The following is a 23,371-nucleotide window of genomic DNA, read 5'->3' as shown; positions in this document are numbered from 1 at the left end:
TACTGAACGAAGACTATACGCACAACTTTAAGCCCGGGTACGCTAATAAATATTGGGTTACAGACTGTACCGAGTTACTCTATGGCCATTAATAATCAGTGTAAACTTCGGCTCAGTGCGATAAAGGATCTGTATGACCATTCGATAATTGCGTGGATAGTAGATGATACAGAAACCGCAAAATTGGTAACAGAGACATTTAAGTTAGCGATTGAGAATGAATATGGTGCAGTAACTGAAATACTGCACAGCGATCGTGGTAGCGACTATGTGTCAGGGATGTTTAACACTACCTTATCAGCTGAAGGAGTCTTGCATAGTATGTCGCGGCCGGGAGAACCAGGTGATAATAGTTCAATTGAGAGCTTCTGGAGCCACATGAAAGAAGAGTACTTTAGGTTCTACACTTCAAATACAAAGCAAGAATTGATAGACAACATAGCGGAATTTATGAGCTGGTATAACAATGAACGCCGACAAAGCACACTAAAATGAATATAAGCGTTTCTGAACTTGCTAGACGTATTGGCCAGACTCCACAGAATTTCAATAAGAAATTAAAACGGGAAACGGTAACCTTGGATGAGTTGAAAGCCATCGCTGATGTGCTTGGTGTCAAGTTTGAGCAGGCTTTTATATTGCCTGATGGCAATGAAATAAAGACGGGTAAGGAGTAAAGGAGGAAAACAATGGTTTCTGCAGAATTAAAGCTAATTATTGATGAATTAAGTACACAGGGTAAAATGATTTTTCATGAGGAGACTACAGAAGAAAAAATCACAACCTTTGAAAAAGAAAATAATGTCGTTCTTCCATCCAAATACAAAGAATGGCTGCAGCTTTCTGATGGTGGTGAGTTCTTTTTGCCAGCAGGTATTCAATTATATGGAATTGAACACAAGCCAGTGATTAATGTAAATGATAATTCACGACCAAACGATGACTATATCGTTATTGGGGCTTTAGCATCAGGCGACCCAATCATCTGCGCAAAAAATAGCGAAAAAATAGCTATATATAATCAAGAAGCTGGAAGGATAGAAGACGATGAAGTTTATGATGATTTTATAGTCTTTCTTAAACATCTGCATGATTTGCTTGGCATAGGTGGTTGATTATATGTCAAGAAGAACAGAAGAATCTAACAAGGCGATACATGCGGCTTGGAATAAGGAGCAGGAACTTGTCCAAGAAGGAAAAGGGACAAGAGAATGGACTGCCCAACAACAGAAAGATATTCTTGATAAAGGTAAAGCCTATGATGAGAACCGTGTAGCTTTTCAAGGACAGCATATGAAAAGTGTGGAAAGATATCCAGAATATCAAGGGGACCCCGGAAATATTCAGTTCCTAACAAGAGCAGAACATTTAGAGGCCCACGATGGGGATTGGAAAAATCCGACTAATTGGCATTTTAATCCTGTTACAAAAGAAAAGACTGACTTTGGAGATGGAACATTTATTCAATGCGAAACAATACAATTAGCCGATCCTGTAACCAAAGCACAAAATAAACCAGAAATTGAGAAAGAAGTTAATCAAGAGTCTGTAAGTGGAGTTCAGAAAAAGGTAGAGTCAAACAAAAAATATGAATCTCTACACGAGACTGTACCACCTAATAACATAGAAGACATAACGAAGCAGGAATTTGTACCGAAATTGAAGAGCGGCTTCAAAACCATAAGTAAAACAATTATAGAATTTTCAGATAAACACCCGAATGCAATAAAAGCAATAAAGGGCGTTGTATTATTTGTGGCTAATGTGGCTGTAGCTGCTATCAAAGAATCATCAAGGAGCGGTTCATCAAATTCAGAATACGAATGGTCAGATGATGACCGCGCTGAGTACGAAGATTCATATGATGATTATCCTGCAGATCAGGACACTTCAGAATCCTCGGAGCGTTCTTCTCCTAATGAACACACAGTGAGAGGACATGGACAGCATTATCATTATAAAGATGGTAGTGTTAAATGGAAAGATAAGGATCCATACTCGCGTGGTGGAAACAATGAGGAATAACAAAAGACCCCCTGGCATTATAATTGATATAATAATGGATATGTTCCCACATACGCAAGCCCTCAGTGGATATGTTCCCTCAAAGACAATAATGTTCAAGTGACTAATTTTTGACAGCTATGAATTCATCTCAAAACACATCGAGAGCGTTACAATCTTAACCAAATAGGGCGCTAAAAAAGAATCTTGCAAAAGATTCTTTTTTTATTATTTAAGTTTCGCCACAAAATTGTTGACATTTTAACTACTTGATAATATTATGTACCATTACCTAATAATAAAGTATAGTATAAAAAGGTATAGTACGAGACAAACTAGCAATATCATGCGAAAAAAGGAGTACAAATAGATGGTCGCAATTAAAGTTGAAAATGTCACAAAAAGTTTCGGTCAGCTCGATGTATTGCAGGGAGTGAGTCTGACCGTAGGTCGGGGGGAAGTCTTCACGCTCTTGGGGGAGAATGGGGCAGGTAAAACAACCCTGATCAATATTTTAACCACACTCTCACGACAGAACTCTGGGCGTGTGCGTATTCTTGGCCTGGATCCGCAGAAGAAAGGTAACGCCATTCGCCGCCAAATTAGTCTGAATGCCCAAGAGGCGACGGTTGATGGCGAATTTACCGGGTACCAGAACCTGCGCCTTGTAGCAAAGTTGCGCGGTGTAAAAGATGTGAGTACGGAGATAGAGCGTGTCGCGAGACAGCTCAACTTGACGGACTTCTTAAAGCGGAAGGTACTAACTTATTCTGGTGGAATGAGACGTCGCCTAGACTTAGCGATGTCTCTCATCGGCGATCCCCAAATTATTTTCCTGGATGAACCCACCACAGGTGTCGATCCGAAGAACCGCTTGGCGCTTTGGCAAATTATCACTGAGATGCGTGACGACGGCAAGACAGTATTTCTAACTACCCAAATGCTTGAGGAAGCTGATCGATTATCGGATCACATTGCTTTCATCAATAACGGGCAGATTGTGCGTTATGGCACACCGCAAGAGATGAAGCAACTTGCTCAGGAAAAATTTGTGTTGAGTGTTCAAACGGAGCAGTTGGCGGAAACAAAAAAAGTACTGCAAAATGCAAAAATCACATTTACGGGCACAACTGAGTTACAGATTGAGCAGCAGGATGCCAAGCGCGTACTACTTACACTTAGTAAACACACAATAACAGTATTACACTTTAACCAAGCAGAAAAGAACCTTGAGTCCGTCTTCCTCGACGTGACTGCAAAGGAGGAGAAATAATGAATTACATTAAACAATTAATTACCTTGACCAATAGAATTATTAAGCAAAATTTCACCAATGCGGATACAATCATCACGGTGATTCTGATGCCTGTCTTCATGCTGTTATTCTTTGTCTATGTGATGGGTGGAAACATCGTGACTGGCGGTAGTGCACCAAGTACCGCGGAGTATCTGAATTATGCACTGCCGGGTTTTCTCCTTCTGACGATGGCAACGGGTCTGATTTTCGTCGCACGAACCCGACTAAATTGAGGACGCTACTGCGTTATGCGGTCGAGCCGCAACGGTAAAAAATTAACCCGAAAAAATTATTATAAAAGATAAGTGGTAAAATAGAGAGATTAGTTGACTAATCTCTTTTTATTTAGTCAAAATTTCGTTAAAGTATAGGTGGTTTTTCTTGGATTATAGTCAGATAGTAACAAATTTACTCGTAATCATAGTTACCTTCATGTTTGCTGCGTTTTTCGTGGCAGCGGAATTTGCCCTCGTGCAAACTCGTCCTAGTCAACTTGAGGACATGATTGATAAGGGCGTGGGATCACCCCGAAAGCTGAGACTCGCACTAAAGATGGTACAGAATCTGAATGAGTACCTCTCAACGACGCAAGTTGGTGTCAGTGTGACAGGAATCGTTCTAGGTTGGATTGGTGAGACGACAATCGAGCACCTGCTAATCGATCTGCTCGGAATGACGCACCTTGCAAGCGGCGATACGTTGAATATTGTCGGCGCTGTGCTAGGTATTATTCTCCTGACCTATCTGGAGGTTGTCCTTACGGAGATTGTTCCGAAGAACATTAGTATCGATATTCCTATCAAAATGCTGATGTTTGTCGTAACGCCGTTACATATTTTCCACACCGCCTTCTATCCATTTGTCTGGCTGTTGAATATTTCGGCGACCGGAATCGTGAAGTTACTCGGCTTTCAGGCTGCGGATGAGGAGAACGAGGTTTTCTCCCAATCGGAGATTCTAAGACTATCCAAGATCGCCGTTGCCGGTGGGGACATGGATAAAAACGACGTTGTCTACATGGAGCGTGCGTTTGAGCTCAACGATAAAGATGCGAAGGATATCATGACGGACCGGACCAGGCTGACCATTATTGATAAGACAGAAAATGTGGGGACCGCGTTGAACATGTACCTAAACGAGGGCTACAGTCGCCTACCCGTTGTGACCGATAATGATAAGGACGCCGTTGTCGGCTATGTCTACTCTTACGATATCGTTGAGCAAAGCAGACGGGACAAGAACGTCTCGATTATCCGAATTCTGCGTTCCCTTGTAACGGTACCTGAAACGATGCCCATCCAAGCGATTCTTCATTTGATGATTCAAAAACAAACACCAATTGTGCTCGTGGTCGACGAATATGGTGGTACGAGTGGCATCGTCACCGACCAAGATGTGTACGAGGAGCTCTTCGGTTCAGTGCGTGACGAAATCGATGACGTCTCTGACGAATACATAATTCGCCTGAATAAGACGCAGGCAAAGGTAAGTGGTAAGACGACATTGTATGATTTTGAGCGGTTTTATCACCATAAGCTCAAATCCTTTCAATCTTCGGATATTATCACTGTCGGCGGATATATGGCCGAACATTACCCAACCCTCGCTGAGGGCGAGTCGGTGGAGCTTGAAGGGTTCAAACTCACACTTACTAAGATAGAACAAGGATTCATGGCGTGGTTTATGGTGGAACGTGTGGTAGATAGTGCCGCTGTTCAATCGTCTGTCGCAGCAGAAGCAGAGGAGTAAGCTTACAAATATACCCGACCAATAAATTAGATAAAGTAATAATTGTTTGTCTTTTATAAAACTGGTATACTTTTGCTATCAAGTATTTGAGGGGGCAAAAATGGACAATGATATCCTAAAAGTACTCTATTCTAAGGAACAATTACATGAATTCAATGTTAAGCTCGCAGCCGAGTTGAAACGCGACTATGCCGGGAAGTATCCGCTGATGGTCTGTATTCTAAAAGGCGCTGTGCTCTTCATGACCGACCTCGTGCGGGAGTTAGATGAGTATGTTGAATTAGATTTCATGGACGTTTCTAGTTATGGTGGCGGTACGGAATCGAGCGGTGACGTGAAGATTCTAAAGGATCTGGATACGAGTGTGAAGGGCCGGGATGTCATCATTGTTGAGGACATCGTTGATACCGGAGCCACACTGGTCGCACTCATGAAGTTATTTGAGACCAGGCAGGCTAACTCGGTGAAGGTTTGTAGCTTATTAGACAAACCAAGCAGACGAGAGGAAGAAGTTCAGGTCGACTACGTTGGCGTGACCGTGCCGAATGAATTTGTGGTGGGCTATGGACTCGATTATGCGGAGAAGTACCGAAACCTACCGTACATCGGCGTTCTTAAACCAGAAATTTATAGCAAATAGCCATTAATTGATTAAGCAGTAACTCCATAAAATAATTACAAGTACATAAAAATCCCCAAGCTTCGTGCACTTCTAGTGCATCCACGAGCCTGGGGATTTTTTCAGCTTACATCTTAATCGGTGATTTTGTAACGTGCTTCTGGTGGAGATAATAGATTGGTAGACCAATCAGCGTAATGCCGATACCGACGACCGACAGCCAGAACTGGTTAATCAGCGTTGAGCCAACGATAAAGAGGCCGCCAAGAATAGAAATAACCGGAATGATTGGGTAGAGCAGGACCTTGTATGGTCGCTCCAGGTCGGGCTCTCTCTTTCTGAGGACAAAGACTGCGATGGAAATCAGTGTCGTGAAAGCCCACATCACGAAGACAAGCATATCGGTCAATAGATCAAACGTACCAAGAAACATCATGATAATTGAGAGTGCGAGAATGACCAATTCTGAGATGACAGGGACACCTGTGTTGACGTTTAGTCTGGCAATGCTTTTGCTAAAGGGAAGAAGGTTATCGCGTGCCATCGTGTACGGTACCCGCATGCCAGTCATGATGTAGCCGTTCACGGCGCCGTAGACCGAGAGCAGGATACCAATCGTGATTATCTTACCCCCGATGCCCCCAAATATGCGAATTGAACTATCAAAAGCAGCACTGGGATTGTTCACGAGCGTATTTAACGGCGAGACGCTCATGAATGTGTAGTTGACGAGAACATAGATGAGCGTGATGACCCCTAAGCCGATGATAATGGCACGTGGGAGATTCTTCTCCGGTCGCTTGACCTCACCGGCTAAATTGGTGAAGTTAATCCAGCCATCGTAAGCAAACATGGCCGATAAGAGCGCGCCACTGATGCCTCTGGTGAAGCTCTTGCCTGGTCCAACAGTGATTGGCCAGAGGCTTAAGTTAATCTTGTTGGTGTTGAAGATGCCAAAGAGGATGATCAAGATAATCGGCACAACCTTGATGACTGAGATGACAGTGTGCATGTGACTACTGAACTTGGTACCAAAGAAATTCATCATCGTTAAGAAGAGAGCGAGAATGATCGCAATCAGCGTGATATAGCCTGCTTTAATGTCAAACAAAACGGTGAATTGGGTAGCGAAGACGATGCTGAGTGCGGCGATACTTGCTGGGAAATAGATTAACATCTGAGCCCAACCAAACAAGAAGCCCATCGTTTTGCCGTAAGTGTATTCGATATACTTTGTTGGACCGCCCGTCACGGGCATGGCGGTGGCCAGTTCTGAAACGGTTAGACCACTTGTAATCGAGATTATGCCCGCCAGGATCCAGACGAAAATTGTGGCGCTGGTTGAACCGGTTTGGGCGGTAATACTCGATATTTTGAAGAAGACACCTGCACCAATCACCGTGCCGATCACGGTCATCAGGGCCTGGAAAAAGTTGATTTCACGCTTTAATGTATTATGCAATTTGGCCACCCTTAATTTTTTTCATTTCTCAATTATACAAAAAAACCGTTTATCATGGTACAAATTTACCTAATTAGTTAAAATAAGTGAGGAGGCAAATCTTGTGCAAAGTAGATTTAAGCATCGTTACACAATGCAGGCAATCATCATTACGTTGATCCTGGCCTTGGCAGGTATCGGCTTCGCTGTCTATCGATTAGCGACAGCCACTACCTATCCTGACAATAATTCAGCTAAAATCATCGGCGTTTTACTTGATCAAAGCCGGGGCTACGTCGATTTCAACCAAATCGAGCAGGAGGACATCGACTTCGTTTATCTGAGGAGCACGCAGGGTAAGAGCTACTTCGATGACCGCTATCTAGAGAATCGGGATCGCTTGGTTGTGACACAGTTGGACTTTGGTACTGCACAATACTTCAGCAATGAGTCGAGTGTGGAAGAGCAGTTCAACTACTTCAGGGAGAAGGTGGGGCGGAATACGGGTATTCTGCCAGTCCTGATTATTCCCGCCGCCGATTATCACGGTGCGAAGTTTTGGCGCAAAATGGCGGAATTCACGCGTTTACTAAAAGATTCTGGCGATGATGCAGTGGTGCTAGCAAGGCGCACTGAGGTAGCGCGTTATTTTGGCAGTCAGCCCGTCGAGTTCATTGCGCCAACGAAAAAAAAGCCGGGTTTGGCGCAAAATTACCTCTTTTGGCGTTATACTAGTACAGGACGCATCAGAAACATGGCACAAATGGACGACCTCACGATGTTGAGCTTCATGGGGAGTCAGTCGGATTATAGTCAATTAGTAGGAAGGAACTAACACAATGCTTAACTTAGGGATTATTGGTACAAACTGGATTACGTCACAGTTTGTGAATGCTGGTAAGGAGAATGCCGCATTCACTCTCACGGCTGTCTATTCTAGGACATTAGCTAAAGCACAGCAGTTTGCCGAATCCGTGGCGCGGCCTGACGCAGCATTTTTCACCGATTTAACGGATTTCTTTGCCAGTGACACGTTTGACGTGGTTTATATTGCTTCACCAAACAGCCTACATAAAGAGCAAGCTATCAAAGCCATTGAGGCTGGCAAACACGTTATTGTTGAGAAGCCAGCTTTCTCCAATCCGGCGGAATTTAAGGAAGTGAAGGATGCGTTAGCTGAACATGATGATATCTTCTATTTCGAGGCGGCTCGCCACATCTTCGACCCTAATTTTCAGGTCGTCGAACGCAAGTTAGCTGAACTGGAAGCAAAGGGTAGCGTTAACGGCGCGACAATCTCCTACATGAAGTATTCTAGTCGTTACGACAATGTCCTTGCCGGAGAGGAGCCGAACATCTTCTCAACTAAGTTCTCGGGTGGTGCTCTTCAAGACATCGGTGTTTACGCGGTCTATGGAGCGTTACGGTTGTTTGGTACGCCAGATAAGGTGCATTACTTTGCCGATATGGCGCGGACCGGCGTTGATGCAAAGGGAACTGCTATTCTTGATTACCCAGACTATCATGTAACGCTGTTATTCGGTAAAACGGCGCAGTCATATGTCCCAACGGAGATTTACGCGGGTAAGGAGACGTTATGGGTGGATAGTATTGCAACACTCGATGCCGTGCGTTTCTACCCGGATTATCGTGCTAAAGAATACACTGACCTGACCGTCTCTCATCCTGAGAACCCAATGGTTAACGAGGCAGACTTTTTTGCCCGAGCGATTGAAACAGGGGACTTTGATGCAATGCAAGATTTGTTGGTTCTCTCACACAATGTCAATGAGGTGCTTTATGCACTTAGAAGAAACGCAGGAATTGAATTCACTGCTGATAGAGGATAGAAATGGATTTATTCCCAGAATTTAGTACTATTTTTGCCAAACAGGCAATCACGGCGCTAACACCAATTCAGGCTGCAACCGTACAACTGTTACTTGATGGCGAGAGTATCGTCGGCCTTGCACGCACAGGTACTGGCAAAACCCTGGCTTATTCGTTACCGCTTCTAAAGCGTGTTGAACCGGGCAAAGCCAACAGCCTGGTTATCTTTGAGCCAACGACCGAGCTCGCCGTACAGGTGCGGGATGCAATCAAGGACTACGTGGCCGAGTTAGGACTGAAGGTTATTGCTCTAGTTGGCTCCGGCAACCGCGTCCGCCAGATTGAGGTGTTAAAGAAGAAACATCCTGAGGTATTAATCGTAACCCCAGGGCGTTTTTTTGATATGGTGAGTGAGAATCGTATTCATCACGAACAAATTAAGCAGTTGGTTATTGATGAGGCAGACGATATTTTGGAATCAACCAAATTAGAACTAATTGCCTCACTGGGGCAGAATATTCCATCAACCAGTCAGATTGCCCTTTTCGGAGCGACCGAATCCGCAATTACAAGAGATGCTGAGCAGATTTTCGCCAGACCATTCTTAATGATTGATGTGCGGGACCAGGATGTCAGTCAAGTTAAGCACTTGTTTCTGCAGGTCGATAATCGGCACAAGCTCGAGATGTTCACGAAACTAACCAAGGTGGACCATTTCTCGGCGATGATTTTCTTTAATGCGGTGAAACAGCTAGAATATTTTGCTGGCGTCCTGAGCCATACGAAAGTCAGCTTCGATGCCTTATCGAATGCGACGAACAAGCAAGCAAGTAAGGGTGCACTAAAGCGTTTAGCGAAACGTGAAATTAAGACGCTGTTGACAACTGATTTAGCTGCGCGAGGTCTTGACGTTTTCGACCTGTTATACGTCGTGAACTACGAACTACCGGCCGATAAGAATACCTATGTTCATCGTGCTGGGAGAACCGGACGAATGGGCAAAAAAGGAACGGTGATTACGCTAGGCACCGACCATGATTTGCGTAATTTGAAGAAAATGTTGGGCGCTGAGTATGAGATTAAACGTGTCTATTTTTCCGGGAGAGAACTGACCACGGATAAGCCGGCACAGGCTGAGGTACCACAAGAACAAGAGGTCAATGGTGGTCAGAATTCCACTGCTGTAACTGGAACCTCCCACCAGCAAGAACCGCCTGCGCATGTTAATGAGCGCTCTAAGAAACTGGAGCGGGCAAAACGTAAGAAGCGCCAGAAAAAGCAAAAGAATAAGGGCTATCATCCTTTGAAAGATAAGAAGCAAAAGAAGGAAGCGGCTCGAAACGAGCAATAAGAGTTCTATTTAAGCGTTAAAGGGGATGAATAAGTGATTGCTTGGCTAGAGAAATATATTGTACCAATCGCAACCACTATTGGTTCGTTAAGGTGGCTGGTAGCATTGCGGGATGCGTTCGTCTCACTGCTACCAATCACGATGGTCGGATCGGTATCCGTCTTGTTGAATAGCCTGATTCAGGTGGCTCATGATCAGATGGGTTGGCAGACCATCTATTCGGTTTTACGACCACTCGTGGCAATCGATAACGTGATTTGGAATGGCACATTTGCTATTTTTGCGCTATTCTTCGCTGCAGCCTGGGGGTACCACCTAGCAAAAGCTTATGAGGTGAATGGGATTACAGGCTCACTCATCGCTGTGGCCTCGTTTGTCATGAGTATCGCCAATGTTGCAAACGTTAAGTTGGACCAATCGTTGCCACAGGCATCGCAGAATTTGTTGAGTGGTGCCAAAATTATTTTAAAAGGCAAGACCATGTATATTAGGGACGTCTTCGCCATCGACCAACTCTCGACCACGGGGTTAATTACTGCAATTATTTTTGGAGCATTAGGGGCAATTATCTATATTATGATGACGAAGGCGCGGCTCGTGATTAACCTCACTGGGCAGATGCCACAGGCGAGCACAATTGCCTTCGCGGCAATAATTCCCGCCCTGGTTGCGTTATTTACCGTAGGCTCCATCAATTATTTGTTCACCCGTTTCACAGGACTGTTCTTCGGTGACTGGTTGGTGCGGGCTATCCAGCAACCGTTGCTGCGCGCAGGACAGGGCTTTGGGATGGTCATCTTAGTGACCACTCTGGTCCAGGTATTCTGGTTCTTTGGGATTCACGGAATGAACGTCTTGTCACCGGTCCTTGATTCAGTCTGGTTGGCACCGCAGAATATGAATATTATGGCGGTGAGAAACGGGACTGACCTGCCGTATAAGTGGGTGCGTGGTTCCTTTGATGCATTTGCTTGGTTTGGCGGCGCCGGCAGCACACTATTGCTCGTGGTGGCCATTCTGGTGTTCTCTAAGCGGACCGATCAGCGAACATTGGCGAAAATCACGTTGGCTCCACAAGTATTCAATATCAATGAGCCCGTGATGTTTGGCTTGCCCATTGTCTTGAACACGATCTACTTCATCCCATTCATGGTAGCTCCGCTCGCGAACGTTACGCTGGCGTACATCGTTACTCAAGTTGGTTGGGTTAATCCCGTCCAGGTGGCGATGCCACAGTTTATGCCGTCGGTACTTCAGGCATTTTTGGCCACCAATATGGATTGGCGGGCCATTGTGCTGGCGTTGGTGAATATGCTCATTGCATTCCTCATCTGGGCCCCGTTTGTGCGTGCCGCCAATAAAATTCATGTACAAGACCGTTTCAAAAATCGTTATTCATGGTAGAATATATTATTAGATAATCAAGTAATTGATTATTCTGGTCTCGTAGCTCAGCAGGATAGAGCGACTGCCTCCTAAGCAGTAGGTCATCAGTTCGATTCTGATCGAGATCATCGGTAGATTATAAAAGGTTGTCACGAACAAACTCGTGACAACCTTTTTTGCTGATTTCCGACCTTTGGGGTTAAAATGCCCACTCTCCGTGACGAAATACGGGAATGATTGCACCGGACTTGGTAATTCCGTCGACATCCATCTCGCTTCCACCAACCATGAAGTCGACGTGCACGGTGCTGACGTTTAGTCCGTGCCGTTGTAACGCCAGTGGATTCATCTTGGTACCACCCGCCACGCTCGATGGGTAGGCGGCTCCTAGTGCAAGATGGTTCGCGGCATTTTCGTCGAACAAAGTATTATAGAAAATAATATTAGACTGGGAGATGGGCGATGAATAGGGTACTAACGAAACCTCACCGAGTGAACGGGCGCCTTCATCCGTCTCTAGTAGGTGCTCAAGTGTTTGCTGACCAGATTCAGCTTGGATTTGGCTAATCTTTCCGCGACGGAAATCAAAGCGAATTCCCGTGATAATTTGCCCGCCGTACGACAGTGGCTTAGTTGCGGTAACATGGCCATCGATGCGGTTCTTATCTGGCGCAGTGAAAACCTCCTCGGTTGGCATATTGGGAATAAAAGGCTGACCTTGGCGGTTAGTCGCGCCTGCACTCTCCCAAATGTGTTGTTGTGGTAGTCCGACCGTCAACGCGGTTCCTGGTGCCCGGTAAACGAGTCTGTCAAATTGGTAGTCATTAAGCTGCTGTGCTCTTTGGTCTAGCCTACGAACATGTTGTCGCCAGGCCCGAACAGGGTCCTCGCTGTAGATGCGTGTTGCTTGAAAAATTTGGTGCCACAATTCATCGTTGGCTGCCTCTTTAGTCATCTGTGGAAATATCTTTTGGGCCCAGGCGGGATTGGCCGCAGCTACCACGGTCCAGCTAATATCATTATTTTGCGAGGCATGACGTAGTGGCCTTAGGCCAGTGGCGTTTGTTGACTGGAATAAGGCAAGACGCTCGTGCTTAACGCCGTCTAGGGCGCCAGGAATTGAACTAACAACATTAATCCGTTTAGCTTGATGCTCTAGCAAGTATGCTGTTTCCTGCCGCTTGGCCTCTTTAAACGTGCCAAGATGTTTTTCACTAGCATGGAGGAGAAATTCATGGGTAAGGAAGTCGTCGTTCCAGTTAACGATTACTTCGGCAGCACCGAGTCTATAAGCTGCGCTGGTTAGGAGATGGACTAATTCAGCCTGCGCTATATCTGCTTCCACATAGACTATGTCATCTCGCTGGATGCCAGCACCGATTTCAACAATCATCTGTGCGTAAGTTGTTAATAATTTCGTGAAATTGGGTAGGGTCATTTTGATGCTCCTCGTGGGTTTAATTAGCTAGAACCGTTTGGGGAAATTATAGCACAGGAAGTCGGCAGCGTATGTCAGGTTCCTGTTCAATTTTCTGGAGCATTACGGTATGATAGTGAGAGCGGAGGAATATTATGGCAGATAAAATTAAAGTGATGACGGTATTTGGTACCAGACCTGAAGCAATCAAGATGGCGCCGCTTGTTCTTGAATTACAACAAGACGAGCGTTTTACGGAGATCACCGTTGTGACGGCGCAACACCGGGAAATGCTCGATCAGGTACTAGAAATTTTCCACATCAAACCAGACTATGATTTCAATATCATGAAGAAAAACCAGAGTTTGGCTGAGATTACCAGCAAGGTGATGCTTGACCTAGGGCATGTAATTCAGTCGGAGAAACCGGACATTGTTTTAGTGCACGGCGATACGACAACTAGCTTTGCGGCAGGGCTAGCCACATTCTACGAACAGACCGTACTCGGTCATGTGGAGGCTGGACTCAGAACCTGGGATAAATATTCACCATTTCCTGAGGAAATGAATCGTCAATTAACTGATGTATTGACTGATCTTTACTTTGCCCCGACTGCTAAAAGTAAGGCGAATTTACTGCAGGAAAATCATCCTGAAAAGGAGATTTACATTACTGGGAATACGGCAATCGATGCCCTGCAACAGACAGTGAAAGAGGAGTACCACCACGATGTCCTCGACTCGATTAAGCCTGGTAACCGTGTTGTCTTGGTGACGATGCACAGGCGGGAGAATCAGGGTGAGCCCATGCGGCGTGTGTTTAAGGTGATGAAGGAGGTCGTTGATGCGCACGATGACGTGGAAATTATCTATCCGGTTCACCTCAGCCCAGCGGTGCAGGAAGTCGCACATGCTGTACTTGATAACGACCCGCGGATTCATCTCATTGCGCCACTTGATGTGGTTGATTTCCACAATTTGGCCAAGAGAAGTTACCTCATTATGACTGATTCGGGTGGTGTGCAGGAAGAGGCACCATCATTGGGTAAGCCAGTGCTTGTGCTGCGTGATACAACTGAGCGACCAGAAGGTGTAGCTGCAGGAACTCTTAGACTTGTCGGAACGGATGAGCAACCTGTCAAGGATGCAATGATCGAGTTGCTCGACAGCAAGGAAAGCTATGACAAGATGGCTAAAGCTAAAAATCCGTATGGTGATGGTCAGGCTGCGAAAAGAATTGTTGCTGCGATTGCGCACCATTTTGACGAGCAGCATAATCCGCGGCCACAAGATTTCGAATAGGAATAGAGTAAAATAAAAAACGAGTTTAGCTAGTCAATAATTAGGCATTAGGGCCACGACCGGTTAAACTTGTTTTTTGTTTAAAATTATTAATTTAAAATACTATTTGGTTTGTTTTGGCTTGAACGACAGCTTACTTAATACAAAGTTGAGGGCAATCACAATCACCTGATCGATAATCTTAGTGATACCACTAGATATGCCTAGAATAGATACGCCTAGAGCCATAATACCGTCATCGACAATCAGTGTTGCAAATCTGGTCCCGAAAAAGAGGATGATTTCCTTGATTACCAGCTTGATCGCCCAACTCTTTGAGTTAAAGACAAACAGCTTATTGGTCACAAATGCGAAAAGCACGGAGATAAACCAGGCAATTGTGTTATTAACTAAGTAGTGACCGCTAGAGAACTGCTGAAGTAAGAAGAAGCTGACAATATTTACCAGGGTAGTTAATACACCAAAGAAGGCGTACGAAATTAATTCTTGATATTTGTGGAACAGGTGACTGACCTCACCAACGATCTTTTCCATGGGTTACTCACGCTCCCGTCTTTTATCTCGTGCTTCCAGTACAAGTTTTCTTAATCTGCTTGTTTCCTGCTTGAAGACGGACTTTGTTGTGATGTAGTTAAAAATGCCGACGATCACCTGATCGAGCGCCTTCACGAATACTGAATTAAACTGTAACCAGCTTAGTCCAATAAGCATGACCAGATTGTCCGGAATCAGTGATAATATTCGATAAAGAAAGAATAATCCAATCTGGCGCGCTAAGCTGCCATTACTTGCCTTAGCGTCCTTTTCGGAAATGAATACTGCCTTCTTGTTCATGATGAAACTGATCAGGTTAGAAACGAAGAAAGCAATGGTATTCGCAGTGATGAGATTCAGTGCGAAACCATTGTGGAGTGTCAAAAAAGTGACAATGTTGATCAGCGATGCGATGAAGCCAAAAATAACGTACGCAAAGAAATCGTGGTGGCGCCGCAACAGGCGACCACCGGCGATTTGCAGTGCCGGCGACTTATTTTGATCTGAATTATGCTTTTTCATTGAGTTTGGCCAGTACAGAATCAGCAACGGCAGCAATATTATCCATGTCTGCTTCGTCTGCCTCCAAATTGATTTTGAGCGGCTCGGCACCTTTGGTGGCGCCAATCTTCGTGAATAATTGTTCGAAGTAGTCCACCGTCTCACAATAATGCTCTTCATAGAATAAATCACCGGACCCCATCACAGCGTAGACTTTGCCAGTGAGGTCTAATTCTGCCAGATCATCGTAGAAGTCTGCCACCTCATCTGGCATCTCGCCCTCGCCATACGTGTAGACCACCATCAGGGTGAGATCGTAGTTCAGATATTCACTTGCAGGTGTGAACGAGATGTCACTCAGACTAGTGGTGACACCGCGGTCGGTTAATTCCTCGTCCAGAATATTGGCGATTTCTTCATTATTGCCAGTCATGCTAGCATACACAATTTTTGCTGTAGTCATAATTTGCCTCATTCGATTTCAATTTAACTAGATTATATCAAATGTAGTCCTCTGACAAGATTTTACCAGACTATTTTGGTAAATCTTAGAAAAACGCTATAATGATTGTAGACAAAAAAAGGAGTAAGAAGATTGATAACAATTAAATCACCTAGAGAATTAGCAGGAATGGCTAAATCAGGCCAGTTACTGGCGCAAGCCCACATTGGACTGCGGGACATCATCAAGCCAGGTATCTCACTCATGGATATTGAAGACTTCGTCGACGATTTCGTGACGAGCCGGGGCGGCACACCCTCAGAGAAGGGCTTCGAGGGTTACAAGTATGCAACTTGTACCAGTGTTAATGACGAAATTGCCCATGCAACACCGCGCAAAAACGTGATTTTGCAGGAGGGGGACATTGTTGCCGTCGATACGACAATCAACCTTGACGGCTATGAGAGTGACTCTTGCTGGACTTATGCAGTTGGCAAGATTTCACCGGAGGATCAAAAGCTGGTCGACGTGGCGAAGAAAGCTCTCTATCTTGGAATTGATCAGGCGCAAGTGGGTAACCGAATCGGCGATATCGGTTATGCCATCCAGCAATACACCGAGGTGGAGAACGGTTACGGTGACGTCCGTGAGCTGATTGGTCACGGAATTGGACCGACAATGCATGAATTACCAGATGTGCCTAATTACGGCGAGAAGGGGCGGGGACTCCGCCTACGTGAAGGCATGACCATCACGATTGAGCCCATGATTAACCAAGGAACCTGGCAATTGAAGGATAAGATGGTTGATGATCCAAACGATGATTGGATCTATTACGTGACTGCGGATGGCAAGAAGTCCGCACAGTTCGAACACACAATTGCTATTACGAAGGATGGCCCGAAGATTCTAACATCACAGGATCCCGTGTTTGATGCTAAGTACCTACCAAACTTTTAAGACGGAGAGACAGACGTGCGAAGTACAATTCCGAACACCGGCTTGAAAACAAAGGCATTGAAACGTGCGACAATCACGAAGAAGAAACAAGAACCAGTGGAGTTTGCCAAGGTGTTCTCCTCTGTTTTTGGTCGGGGTGAAATCACCCAGAACTCGATTGTGATTGCCTATTATTTACTTTTATCAATTTTCCCAATAATCATTATCATTGGAAACTTGTTGCCACTGCTGAATGTCAAAACAGCGCCGATCTCCCGTTACCTGGCGTTGGTTTTCCCAGAGCAGGTGCAAAGTTTCATTATGCCGATCATCAATAGCCTGCTTTCTAGAGGCAGTGGCGGTTTTATCTCCTTTGGTATCTTAGTGGCCATCTGGGCTTTTAGTCGGTTGATTAATTCGATTAGGATCGCAATGAATAAGATTTATGGTGTGCGGCACATCGAGCAGAAGACGTCCATCTGGACGACTCTCATCAACCGGTTTGTGACATTTATGGCGACGGCCCTCCTGGTTTTTGGCTTATTCGTCATTGTCTTCGTCTTTGCCTTTGGCCAACAAATTCTGGAGTTTCTCGCCCCAATCTTTAAGTTCTCGATGGCACCGTATTACCGCATCGTAAACTTCAAGTGGCCGTTAATTCTAGTTGTGCTGGTAGGTGTCATTTCCTACCTCAACTACTTCCTCCCAAATATCAACCTGAAGAAACGCTCACTCTGGCCTGGAGTTGCCGTGACTTTAGCAGGCTGGGTCCTCCTATCCGCCGGCTTTAGTCTGTACCTGCGTTATTTTGGCACCAGTTGGAGTAACTATGGTATCGTGGGTACATTTATTATCTTTATGCTCTGGTTAAATCTGAGCTCACTCTTACTGCTTTTCGGTGTGGTGGTGAACTCCACAATCGACAACTGGCGCTACGGCCAGATAGATTATAGCGCCGGACGCTTAGTAGGATTTCTTAAACAACGGCGCAATAAGCACGGTCAGTAAATCTCAGTGACTGAACTGCTTAATTGGCTAGTTAATTAGTAGTGCTCGTCTGTAAAGTTTGGTAAGATGAATAGTAAAGAATAATCGTAAGAGATAAGGAAAGTGATGGTTGATGATGAAAGTTAGAAAAGCCGTAATTCCAGCAGCAGGACTAGGAACGCGTTTCCTCCCAGCAACGAAGGCACTCGCAAAGGAAATGATGCCGATTGTCGATAAGCCAACGATTCAGTTTATCGTTGAAGAGGCACATAAGTCAGGAATCGAAGATATCTTAATTGTGACGGGTAAAACGAAGCGTTCAATTGAGGACCACTTTGACTCGGCGCCTGAGCTTGAGCAGTCATTGACAGCGAAACACAAAGATCAATTGCTGAAAGTGACCCAGGATATTACTGATATGGGTGTGAATATCTACTACAAGCGGCAATCACATCCACGTGGCCTAGGGGATGCGGTCCTGCAGGCAAAGTCATTCATTGGTAACGAGCCTTTCGTTGTGCTTTTGGGTGATGATGTGATGGACGATGAAGTGCCATTGACTAAGCAGTTAATTGACCGTTACAACGAAACCAAGGCATCAACTATCGCGGTAATGAAGGTTCCTCATGAAGAGGTAAACAAGTATGGTGTGATTGCACCAGAATCCGAATCAGAGCCAGGTTTATTTAACGTTAAAGCATTCGTGGAGAAGCCTGATGTGGACAAGGCACCTAGCGATCTCGCAATTATTGGTCGCTATCTTCTGACACCAGAAATCTTCGAGATGCTGGAGACGCAAAAACCAGGTGCGGGAAACGAAATTCAATTAACAGATGCAATTGACCGCATGAACAGAACTCAGCGTGTTTTTGCCCATGAATTCAAGGGCAAGAGGTACGATGTGGGGAACAAATTCGGCTACTTGAAGACATCAATTGAGTATGGTTTAACGCATCCTGAGACTAAGGATGAACTTAGACCATACATCATCAACTTGGCGAAACAACTGGCAAGCGAGACGAACGCAAAATCAACTAAGAAATAAGGATTATCTGGAGACGACTACTTGATGTACGCGGCACTCTCGTGTAATTGAATACCATAGAATTCTGCGTAATCGTTTAAGACGAGAATCTGCATGTAGATTGTTTTATTGGCAATAGATTGAAGCAGGGTCACAAGCTCCCATTGGTGGAGTGCATGTGCGCTTGCTTTTTTTGTGGTCAAAATCACGCTCTCTGGCTTAATTACGAGCTCGGTCACTGCATAGAGGTTATCAGAAGCGCCTTGGTAGAAGAAGCGTGTCTGTTTGTCTAGATCAAGGATAAGTTGTAGGAAATCAATTACTCGCATGGTTAGCTCCATCTTTAAAATAATATTAAGGAAAGTCCTATTTCGCGCACGGAATGCGACTTTCAGTTACAATATTGCTTAGGCTAATTATAAAGGAAGATTGTATGAAAGATATTTTTATTTTAGCAGCAAAGAGAACACCGTTTGGTAAATACAACGGTCAATTAAAGGATTTTAACGCAGTAGAGCTGGGCGAGATTGCCCTAAAGGGAGCTGTGGAAGCAGCTGGAGTTTCCATGTCTGATATTGATTCGCTGATTCTTGGTAACGTCATCTCGGCGAACTTGGGACAAAATGCAGCGCGCCAGATTGCTTTACGCAGTGGTATGAAAGAAAGCTCAACAGCATTAGTTGTCAACCAGGTCTGTGGTTCTAGTTTGAAGGCAATGCGTATTGCCGAGGGACTGATGAACATGGGGGATGCTGGTATCGTTGCGGTCGGTGGCAGTGAGAGCATGACCAACGCGCCAATGATGACCAAGCGAGTGGCAGAACCCGATGATGAGAACGTAGCGGTTAACAGCATGCTGCGTGATGGTTTGATTGATCCACTTAGTGGGCAACACATGGGGATTACCGCTGAAAATGTGGCTGCAAAGTATCATGTTTCAAGAATTGAACAGGATAATTTTGCCTTTGAATCACACCAAAAAGCGTATGCTGCGACGGCGAACAATTGGTTTGCAAATGAGTTGATTAAATTCGAACATGACGGCCAGAAGATTGAACACGATGAGAATATTCGTCCGGATACAAGTCTAGATAAACTTGCTAGCCTAAAGCCGGCCTTTAAAGCTGATGGAATTGTGACGGCCGGTAATTCAGCACCTCTGAGTGACGGCGCATCCATGATGATTTTAGCCACTGCCGAGAAGGTTGCAGAACTAGAGTTACAGCCAATTGCCAAAATAACTGGATATGCCGAGATTGGTACTGATCCAGCTCTGATGGGCTATGCACCATTCTACGCAGTATCTAAGTTGCTTGAGTCAACCAAGACCTCAGTTGCCGATTATGATGATTTTGAGATCAACGAAGCATTCTCAGCGCAGGCAGTTGCCGTGCAACGCGACTTGGAAATTCCAATGAAGAAACTAAATATCGCCGGTGGTGCTTTGGCAATTGGTCATCCGCTTGGCGCGACTGGTAGCCGACTGATTGCAACGCTGATTAACAACTTACATCAAACATCCCAGAAGAAGGGAATTGCTGCACTTTGTATCGGCGGAGGAATGGGCATCGCTTACGCAATCGAAGTGGTTGACTAATGACAACTAAGAAATTTTATCAATTGAGTCCTGCAGAACGTCGGGAACAATTATATAAGAAAAATAAATTAAGAAGTAAGATAATAGAAAATACCGATTTGGCGGCTTTGAATCAACTAAGTGAAAATGTAATTGGTAGTCTTAGCCTACCGTTATCGGTTGTTGAAAGCCTCATTGTGAATGATGTTGAATACAGTGTGCCTATGGCCACTGAGGAACCTTCGGTCGTTGCCGCGGCAAATCATGGCGCCTCAATCTTTAACCGCGCTGGTGGTGTAATTGCGACAAGTGAACGGCAGGGGATATACGGTCAGGTTGTTCTAGCGGTATCCCCTGAATTCAAGGAGAAACATTTCTCACAGCTAGTGGCTGAAATTAAAACGCTGATTGAGCAACTTAACCAGCAGTTTGTGAGTCTGGTAAATCATGGCGGAGGTGTTCGTTCAATCACCGCTCAGATGATTGAGGGCCTGCTAGAACTCAAGGTGCTGGTAGATCCAGCTGAGGCAATGGGTGCCAATAAGGTTAATTCAATCATGGAGTACCTAACTAACTTGTTGCTCGATTACGATGAGATAGTAGACGCTCAATTTGCGATTCTGAGTAATTTTCCGACTCAATTAACAACTGCAAAAGTTTGGCTGCCACTAAACTTATTGAATAAGGGCTGCACAGATGCAGAGCTTGATGAGGCACCTTCGGAGAATGCACGTAAAGTAGCACAGAAATTTGTTTCCATTGCTGATTTCGGCCGCAAGAGCCTGCTTCGTGCACCAACTAATAATAAGGGCATCATGAATGGGGTAGACAGTGTACTACTGGCAACAGGTAATGATTTTCGTGCCGTAGAGGCAGCGACTCACGTGTATGCAAGTGAGTATGGACACTATGAACCATTGAGCTCATGGTCTGTCGAGTCGAACCGCAAAGTAGATTTCTTGGTGGGACAGCTCACATTACCTCTACCAATAGGCGTAGTTGGCGGCTCAATCAATGTTCGACCAGATGTGAAAGAAGCATTCAATATTCTCGGTCAGCCAAATGTGCATGAATTAGCTGAGGTCGTCGCTTCAATTGGCCTTGCGAATAACTTTGCAGCTCTCTATGCTCTGGCAACTAGTGGGATTCAAGAGGGTCACATGAAGCTGCAGGCGAGAAATGCTGCTGTTTCGAATGGCGCGCTAATTGAGGAATTGCCAGAAATCTTACCACTAATTTTGGTTGGGAAAGACTTTAGCAGCGCAAAAATAAAACAAATTATCACAGAATATCGAAATAAATAGATTTAAGGGGAATAGTTTACGTGAAAATTGGGATTGATAGAATCGGTTTTGCAACCACGAATAAGTACCTCGATTTAGATGAATTAGCAAATGCACGTGGAGTTGACCCAAATAAGTTTAAGATTGGGATTGGCCAGAACAAGATGGCTGTAGCTGATATGACTGAGGATATCGTCACTTTGGCTATCAATTCTACGCTGGAATACTTAGATGATGTTGATCTTGCAAAACTCGGCTTATTAATTGTGGGAACTGAGAGTGGCATTGATCAGTCAAAGTCAGCCTCTCTGTTTGTTAAAGAGGCATTGAACTTACCCAATGAGATTCGTACGTTTGAAGTTAAGGAAGCTTGCTTTGGTGCAACGGCAGGCCTGATGATGGCGCGTGACTATGTTCGTGCGCACCCCAATCATACGGCAATCGTGATTGGTTCTGACATTGCGCGTTACGGCTTGAACACCAGTGGTGAGGTAACTCAGGGTGCTGGTGCTGTTAGCATGTTCATTGCGCAAGAGCCGAAGATAATTGCTTTTGAAGAGGGACATGCTAGCTACAGCGAGGATATCAATGATTTCTGGCGCCCTAATAATTTCAAAACCGCACTTGTCGACGGTAAATATTCAACCGAAATCTACTTGAAATTCTTCCAGAAGACATTTGATGCTTATCTGAATCAGAATAAGCTCACTGCAGATGATTTTACAGCAATTACCTATCATCTTCCATTTACCAAAATGGGCTTGAAGGCTAATCGACTTGCGGTTGCTGAAGCTTCTGAGGATAGCAAGGCTAGACTTGAAGAAAACTTTGAATATTCGACTAAGTATGGTCGTGAGGTTGGTAACCTTTATACAGGCTCACTTTATCTCAGCTTTCTCAGTCTCTTAGAAAATGCTGGAGCTAATCTACAGGCCGGGAAACGAATCGGCTTCTTCAGCTATGGATCGGGTGCGATGGGTGAATTTTTCGCCGGTGAGTTGGTTTCAGGATATGAGCAGTATTTGAACAAGGAACTGCATCAGCAGATGCTTTCTGAACGAACTAAGCTTTCGGTTGCCGAGTACGAAAATGTGTTCACTGAGACCTTGAAAGATCTACCTGAGGACATTGAATTGAGCAGCGATGTGACTGCTGGTAAGTACTATTTTGCGGGTCAAAATGGCTTCGCCAGAAACTACAAAATTAAAAAGTAAATCTCAGAGCTTTTTATTTGCAACCGGTTACATATATGGTATTATATAAGTGTGGAAGAGGTAGAGAAAAGTAGTAACAAGTTTTCGATACGAGATTAGCTTTAAAGTATTAGAGTAAGGTCAAAAATCAACGATTTAGTTATTACAAGTTTTATCTCCAGAAATTGTATTAGTAATAGAGGCTTATTCCTGAGACGGAATCGAATAGAAAAAGTAGAGGTGTTAGCCTGAATTGTAGTACATTTGAGACAAGTAAGATGAATTGCATTATTTCCAAGCTTTTAGGTTAACGTTAGTGAAGCGAAACCAATAAATCAGGTGATGATACGACTTGGTTGCAACGATTCTTAAGAGAAACATAAAATTAAATATCGTGACATTAAGATGATGAACTACCTCATCCACTCAATGGAATGGCAGGTTGCCCAGAGGCGCGAAGAAGCCCGGCGGCCTGTTTTTTTGTGCGAAAAAAATAG

Annotated in this window: 25 protein-coding genes and 1 tRNA gene; 20 read left to right on the top strand and 6 right to left on the bottom strand. The window is 44.7% G+C overall.

What is annotated here, in order from left to right:
* Positions 1 to 81 precede the first annotated feature (81 nt).
* The 8 genes from FC62_RS02850 (at position 82) to hpt (ending at position 5,690) form a co-directional block, all read left to right on the top strand.
* Positions 82 to 495 (top strand): DDE-type integrase/transposase/recombinase, encoded by a 414-nt coding sequence (locus FC62_RS02850; RefSeq protein ID WP_157043477.1) that lies wholly within the window; start codon positions 82 to 84, stop codon positions 493 to 495.
* Positions 492 to 677 carry a helix-turn-helix domain-containing protein gene (locus tag FC62_RS02845; RefSeq protein WP_054745814.1) on the top strand — a complete coding sequence of 62 codons (186 nt, stop codon included), beginning with the start codon at positions 492 to 494 and terminating at the stop codon, positions 675 to 677. Before FC62_RS02850 ends, FC62_RS02845 begins: the two co-directional genes overlap by 4 nt.
* A 12-nt stretch (positions 678 to 689) precedes the next feature.
* Positions 690 to 1,115: an SMI1/KNR4 family protein gene (locus FC62_RS02840; protein ID WP_056945929.1), complete on the top strand. Its 426-nt coding sequence runs from the start codon at positions 690 to 692 to the stop codon at positions 1,113 to 1,115.
* 4 nt (positions 1,116 to 1,119) lie between these two features.
* Positions 1,120 to 2,025 carry a teneurin-3 gene (locus FC62_RS02835; protein WP_056945930.1) on the top strand — a complete coding sequence of 302 codons (906 nt, stop codon included), beginning with the start codon at positions 1,120 to 1,122 and terminating at the stop codon, positions 2,023 to 2,025.
* Between the two features lie 349 nt (positions 2,026 to 2,374).
* Positions 2,375 to 3,277, top strand: a complete 903-nt coding sequence (locus FC62_RS02830) for an ABC transporter ATP-binding protein (protein ID WP_056945931.1) — start codon at positions 2,375 to 2,377, stop codon at positions 3,275 to 3,277.
* The gene (locus tag FC62_RS02825) at positions 3,277 to 3,534 is read left to right on the top strand and encodes a hypothetical protein (RefSeq protein ID WP_054745822.1); all 258 of its coding nucleotides are present in this window, start codon (positions 3,277 to 3,279) and stop codon (positions 3,532 to 3,534) included. The genes FC62_RS02830 and FC62_RS02825 overlap by 1 nt, the downstream gene beginning before the upstream one ends.
* A gap of 148 nt (positions 3,535 to 3,682) precedes the next feature.
* On the top strand, positions 3,683 to 5,050 hold the full coding sequence (locus FC62_RS02820) for a hemolysin family protein (protein WP_075362815.1): 1,368 nt from the start codon (positions 3,683 to 3,685) through the stop codon (positions 5,048 to 5,050).
* A gap of 100 nt (positions 5,051 to 5,150) precedes the next feature.
* Positions 5,151 to 5,690, top strand: coding sequence for a hypoxanthine phosphoribosyltransferase (gene hpt / locus FC62_RS02815; protein WP_054745824.1), 540 nt, complete (start codon positions 5,151 to 5,153; stop codon positions 5,688 to 5,690).
* A 106-nt stretch (positions 5,691 to 5,796) separates the two neighbouring features.
* On the opposite strand, the gene FC62_RS02810 is transcribed toward hpt, so the two are convergent.
* Positions 5,797 to 7,086, bottom strand: coding sequence for an APC family permease (locus FC62_RS02810; protein ID WP_054746014.1), 1,290 nt, complete (start codon positions 7,084 to 7,086; stop codon positions 5,797 to 5,799).
* Between the two features lie 148 nt (positions 7,087 to 7,234).
* On the opposite strand from FC62_RS02810, the gene FC62_RS02805 reads away from it, so the two are divergent.
* The 5 genes from FC62_RS02805 to FC62_RS02785 all read left to right on the top strand — a co-directional run bounded on the left by FC62_RS02805 (position 7,235) and on the right by FC62_RS02785 (position 11,805).
* Positions 7,235 to 7,945: a GH25 family lysozyme gene (locus tag FC62_RS02805; protein WP_056945932.1), complete on the top strand. Its 711-nt coding sequence runs from the start codon at positions 7,235 to 7,237 to the stop codon at positions 7,943 to 7,945.
* A 4-nt stretch (positions 7,946 to 7,949) separates the two neighbouring features.
* Positions 7,950 to 8,960, top strand: a complete 1,011-nt coding sequence (locus FC62_RS02800) for a Gfo/Idh/MocA family protein (protein ID WP_056945933.1) — start codon at positions 7,950 to 7,952, stop codon at positions 8,958 to 8,960.
* Between the two features lie 2 nt (positions 8,961 to 8,962).
* A complete protein-coding gene (locus FC62_RS02795; protein ID WP_056945934.1) occupies positions 8,963 to 10,291 on the top strand; it encodes a DEAD/DEAH box helicase in 1,329 nt (442 codons plus the stop codon).
* 33 nt (positions 10,292 to 10,324) lie between these two features.
* On the top strand, positions 10,325 to 11,695 hold the full coding sequence (locus FC62_RS02790; RefSeq protein ID WP_054745831.1) for a PTS sugar transporter subunit IIC: 1,371 nt from the start codon (positions 10,325 to 10,327) through the stop codon (positions 11,693 to 11,695).
* Between the two features lie 36 nt (positions 11,696 to 11,731).
* A tRNA-Arg gene (locus tag FC62_RS02785) sits at positions 11,732 to 11,805 on the top strand.
* Positions 11,806 to 11,876: 71 nt separating this feature from the next.
* Here the strand turns inward: FC62_RS02785 and FC62_RS02780 are convergent.
* Positions 11,877 to 13,115, bottom strand: coding sequence for an aminopeptidase (locus FC62_RS02780; protein ID WP_054745832.1), 1,239 nt, complete (start codon positions 13,113 to 13,115; stop codon positions 11,877 to 11,879).
* Positions 13,116 to 13,249: 134 nt separating this feature from the next.
* Between FC62_RS02780 and wecB the strand changes: the two genes are divergently transcribed.
* On the top strand, positions 13,250 to 14,395 hold the full coding sequence (wecB, locus tag FC62_RS02775) for a non-hydrolyzing UDP-N-acetylglucosamine 2-epimerase (RefSeq protein WP_054745835.1): 1,146 nt from the start codon (positions 13,250 to 13,252) through the stop codon (positions 14,393 to 14,395).
* A gap of 102 nt (positions 14,396 to 14,497) precedes the next feature.
* Here wecB and FC62_RS02770 read toward each other — a convergent pair whose 3' ends face one another.
* The 3 genes from FC62_RS02770 to FC62_RS02760 are packed head-to-tail and all read right to left on the bottom strand — an operon-like array spanning position 14,498 to position 15,893.
* Entirely contained in the window at positions 14,498 to 14,929 is a 432-nt protein-coding gene (locus FC62_RS02770) for a GtrA family protein (RefSeq protein ID WP_054745836.1), read from the bottom strand.
* A 3-nt stretch (positions 14,930 to 14,932) separates the two neighbouring features.
* A complete protein-coding gene (locus tag FC62_RS02765) occupies positions 14,933 to 15,451 on the bottom strand; it encodes a GtrA family protein (protein ID WP_056946386.1) in 519 nt (172 codons plus the stop codon).
* A complete protein-coding gene (locus FC62_RS02760) occupies positions 15,438 to 15,893 on the bottom strand; it encodes a flavodoxin (protein WP_054745840.1) in 456 nt (151 codons plus the stop codon). The genes FC62_RS02765 and FC62_RS02760 overlap by 14 nt, the downstream gene beginning before the upstream one ends.
* Before the next feature lie 132 nt (positions 15,894 to 16,025).
* On the opposite strand from FC62_RS02760, the gene map reads away from it, so the two are divergent.
* The 3 genes from map to galU all read left to right on the top strand — a co-directional run bounded on the left by map (position 16,026) and on the right by galU (position 18,843).
* The gene (map, locus tag FC62_RS02755) at positions 16,026 to 16,832 is read left to right on the top strand and encodes a type I methionyl aminopeptidase (protein WP_056945935.1); all 807 of its coding nucleotides are present in this window, start codon (positions 16,026 to 16,028) and stop codon (positions 16,830 to 16,832) included.
* 72 nt (positions 16,833 to 16,904) lie between these two features.
* A complete protein-coding gene (locus tag FC62_RS02750) occupies positions 16,905 to 17,819 on the top strand; it encodes a YihY/virulence factor BrkB family protein (RefSeq protein WP_371857345.1) in 915 nt (304 codons plus the stop codon).
* A 115-nt stretch (positions 17,820 to 17,934) separates the two neighbouring features.
* The gene (gene galU, locus FC62_RS02745; protein WP_054746015.1) at positions 17,935 to 18,843 is read left to right on the top strand and encodes a UTP--glucose-1-phosphate uridylyltransferase GalU; all 909 of its coding nucleotides are present in this window, start codon (positions 17,935 to 17,937) and stop codon (positions 18,841 to 18,843) included.
* A gap of 17 nt (positions 18,844 to 18,860) precedes the next feature.
* On the opposite strand, the gene FC62_RS02740 is transcribed toward galU, so the two are convergent.
* Positions 18,861 to 19,151 carry a hypothetical protein gene (locus FC62_RS02740; RefSeq protein WP_056945936.1) on the bottom strand — a complete coding sequence of 97 codons (291 nt, stop codon included), beginning with the start codon at positions 19,149 to 19,151 and terminating at the stop codon, positions 18,861 to 18,863.
* Between the two features lie 104 nt (positions 19,152 to 19,255).
* Here FC62_RS02740 and FC62_RS02735 point away from each other — a divergent pair, with 104 nt between their 5' ends.
* Genes FC62_RS02735 through FC62_RS02725 form a run of 3 tightly spaced genes read left to right on the top strand, consistent with a single transcriptional unit; the run spans position 19,256 to position 22,895 of the window.
* The gene (locus tag FC62_RS02735) at positions 19,256 to 20,419 is read left to right on the top strand and encodes a thiolase family protein (RefSeq protein WP_056945937.1); all 1,164 of its coding nucleotides are present in this window, start codon (positions 19,256 to 19,258) and stop codon (positions 20,417 to 20,419) included.
* Positions 20,419 to 21,702 (top strand): hydroxymethylglutaryl-CoA reductase, degradative, encoded by a 1,284-nt coding sequence (locus FC62_RS02730; RefSeq protein WP_054745842.1) that lies wholly within the window; start codon positions 20,419 to 20,421, stop codon positions 21,700 to 21,702. Before FC62_RS02735 ends, FC62_RS02730 begins: the two co-directional genes overlap by 1 nt.
* A 20-nt stretch (positions 21,703 to 21,722) precedes the next feature.
* A complete protein-coding gene (locus tag FC62_RS02725; protein WP_056945938.1) occupies positions 21,723 to 22,895 on the top strand; it encodes a hydroxymethylglutaryl-CoA synthase in 1,173 nt (390 codons plus the stop codon).
* The last annotated feature ends 476 nt before the right edge of the window (positions 22,896 to 23,371 follow it).

The organism is Amylolactobacillus amylotrophicus DSM 20534 (genome assembly GCF_001434555.1).
In the GTDB taxonomy this organism is placed as follows: domain Bacteria; phylum Bacillota; class Bacilli; order Lactobacillales; family Lactobacillaceae; genus Amylolactobacillus; species Amylolactobacillus amylophilus.
The sequence above is the reverse complement of the archived record's forward strand: the minus strand, read 5'-3'. Positions and strand labels throughout refer to the sequence as shown.

Bases quoted from the DNA above. Each gene is read 5' to 3' on its own strand.
- FC62_RS02850 (WP_157043477.1), top strand. From the start codon at position 82: ATGGCCATTAATAATCAGTGTAAACTTCGGCTCAGTGCGATAAAGGAT.
- FC62_RS02845 (WP_054745814.1), top strand. From the start codon at position 492: ATGAATATAAGCGTTTCTGAACTTGCTAGACGTATTGGCCAGACTCCA.
- FC62_RS02840 (WP_056945929.1), top strand. From the start codon at position 690: ATGGTTTCTGCAGAATTAAAGCTAATTATTGATGAATTAAGTACACAG.
- FC62_RS02835 (WP_056945930.1), top strand. From the start codon at position 1,120: ATGTCAAGAAGAACAGAAGAATCTAACAAGGCGATACATGCGGCTTGG.
- FC62_RS02830 (WP_056945931.1), top strand. From the start codon at position 2,375: ATGGTCGCAATTAAAGTTGAAAATGTCACAAAAAGTTTCGGTCAGCTC.
- FC62_RS02825 (WP_054745822.1), top strand. From the start codon at position 3,277: ATGAATTACATTAAACAATTAATTACCTTGACCAATAGAATTATTAAG.
- hpt (WP_054745824.1), top strand. From the start codon at position 5,151: ATGGACAATGATATCCTAAAAGTACTCTATTCTAAGGAACAATTACAT.
- FC62_RS02810 (WP_054746014.1), bottom strand. From the start codon at position 7,086: ATGACCGTGATCGGCACGGTGATTGGTGCAGGTGTCTTCTTCAAAATA.
- FC62_RS02800 (WP_056945933.1), top strand. From the start codon at position 7,950: ATGCTTAACTTAGGGATTATTGGTACAAACTGGATTACGTCACAGTTT.
- FC62_RS02795 (WP_056945934.1), top strand. From the start codon at position 8,963: ATGGATTTATTCCCAGAATTTAGTACTATTTTTGCCAAACAGGCAATC.
- FC62_RS02780 (WP_054745832.1), bottom strand. From the start codon at position 13,115: ATGACCCTACCCAATTTCACGAAATTATTAACAACTTACGCACAGATG.
- wecB (WP_054745835.1), top strand. From the start codon at position 13,250: ATGGCAGATAAAATTAAAGTGATGACGGTATTTGGTACCAGACCTGAA.
- FC62_RS02770 (WP_054745836.1), bottom strand. From the start codon at position 14,929: ATGGAAAAGATCGTTGGTGAGGTCAGTCACCTGTTCCACAAATATCAA.
- FC62_RS02765 (WP_056946386.1), bottom strand. From the start codon at position 15,451: ATGAAAAAGCATAATTCAGATCAAAATAAGTCGCCGGCACTGCAAATC.
- FC62_RS02760 (WP_054745840.1), bottom strand. From the start codon at position 15,893: ATGACTACAGCAAAAATTGTGTATGCTAGCATGACTGGCAATAATGAA.
- galU (WP_054746015.1), top strand. From the start codon at position 17,935: ATGAAAGTTAGAAAAGCCGTAATTCCAGCAGCAGGACTAGGAACGCGT.
- FC62_RS02740 (WP_056945936.1), bottom strand. From the start codon at position 19,151: ATGCGAGTAATTGATTTCCTACAACTTATCCTTGATCTAGACAAACAG.
- FC62_RS02735 (WP_056945937.1), top strand. From the start codon at position 19,256: ATGAAAGATATTTTTATTTTAGCAGCAAAGAGAACACCGTTTGGTAAA.
- FC62_RS02730 (WP_054745842.1), top strand. From the start codon at position 20,419: ATGACAACTAAGAAATTTTATCAATTGAGTCCTGCAGAACGTCGGGAA.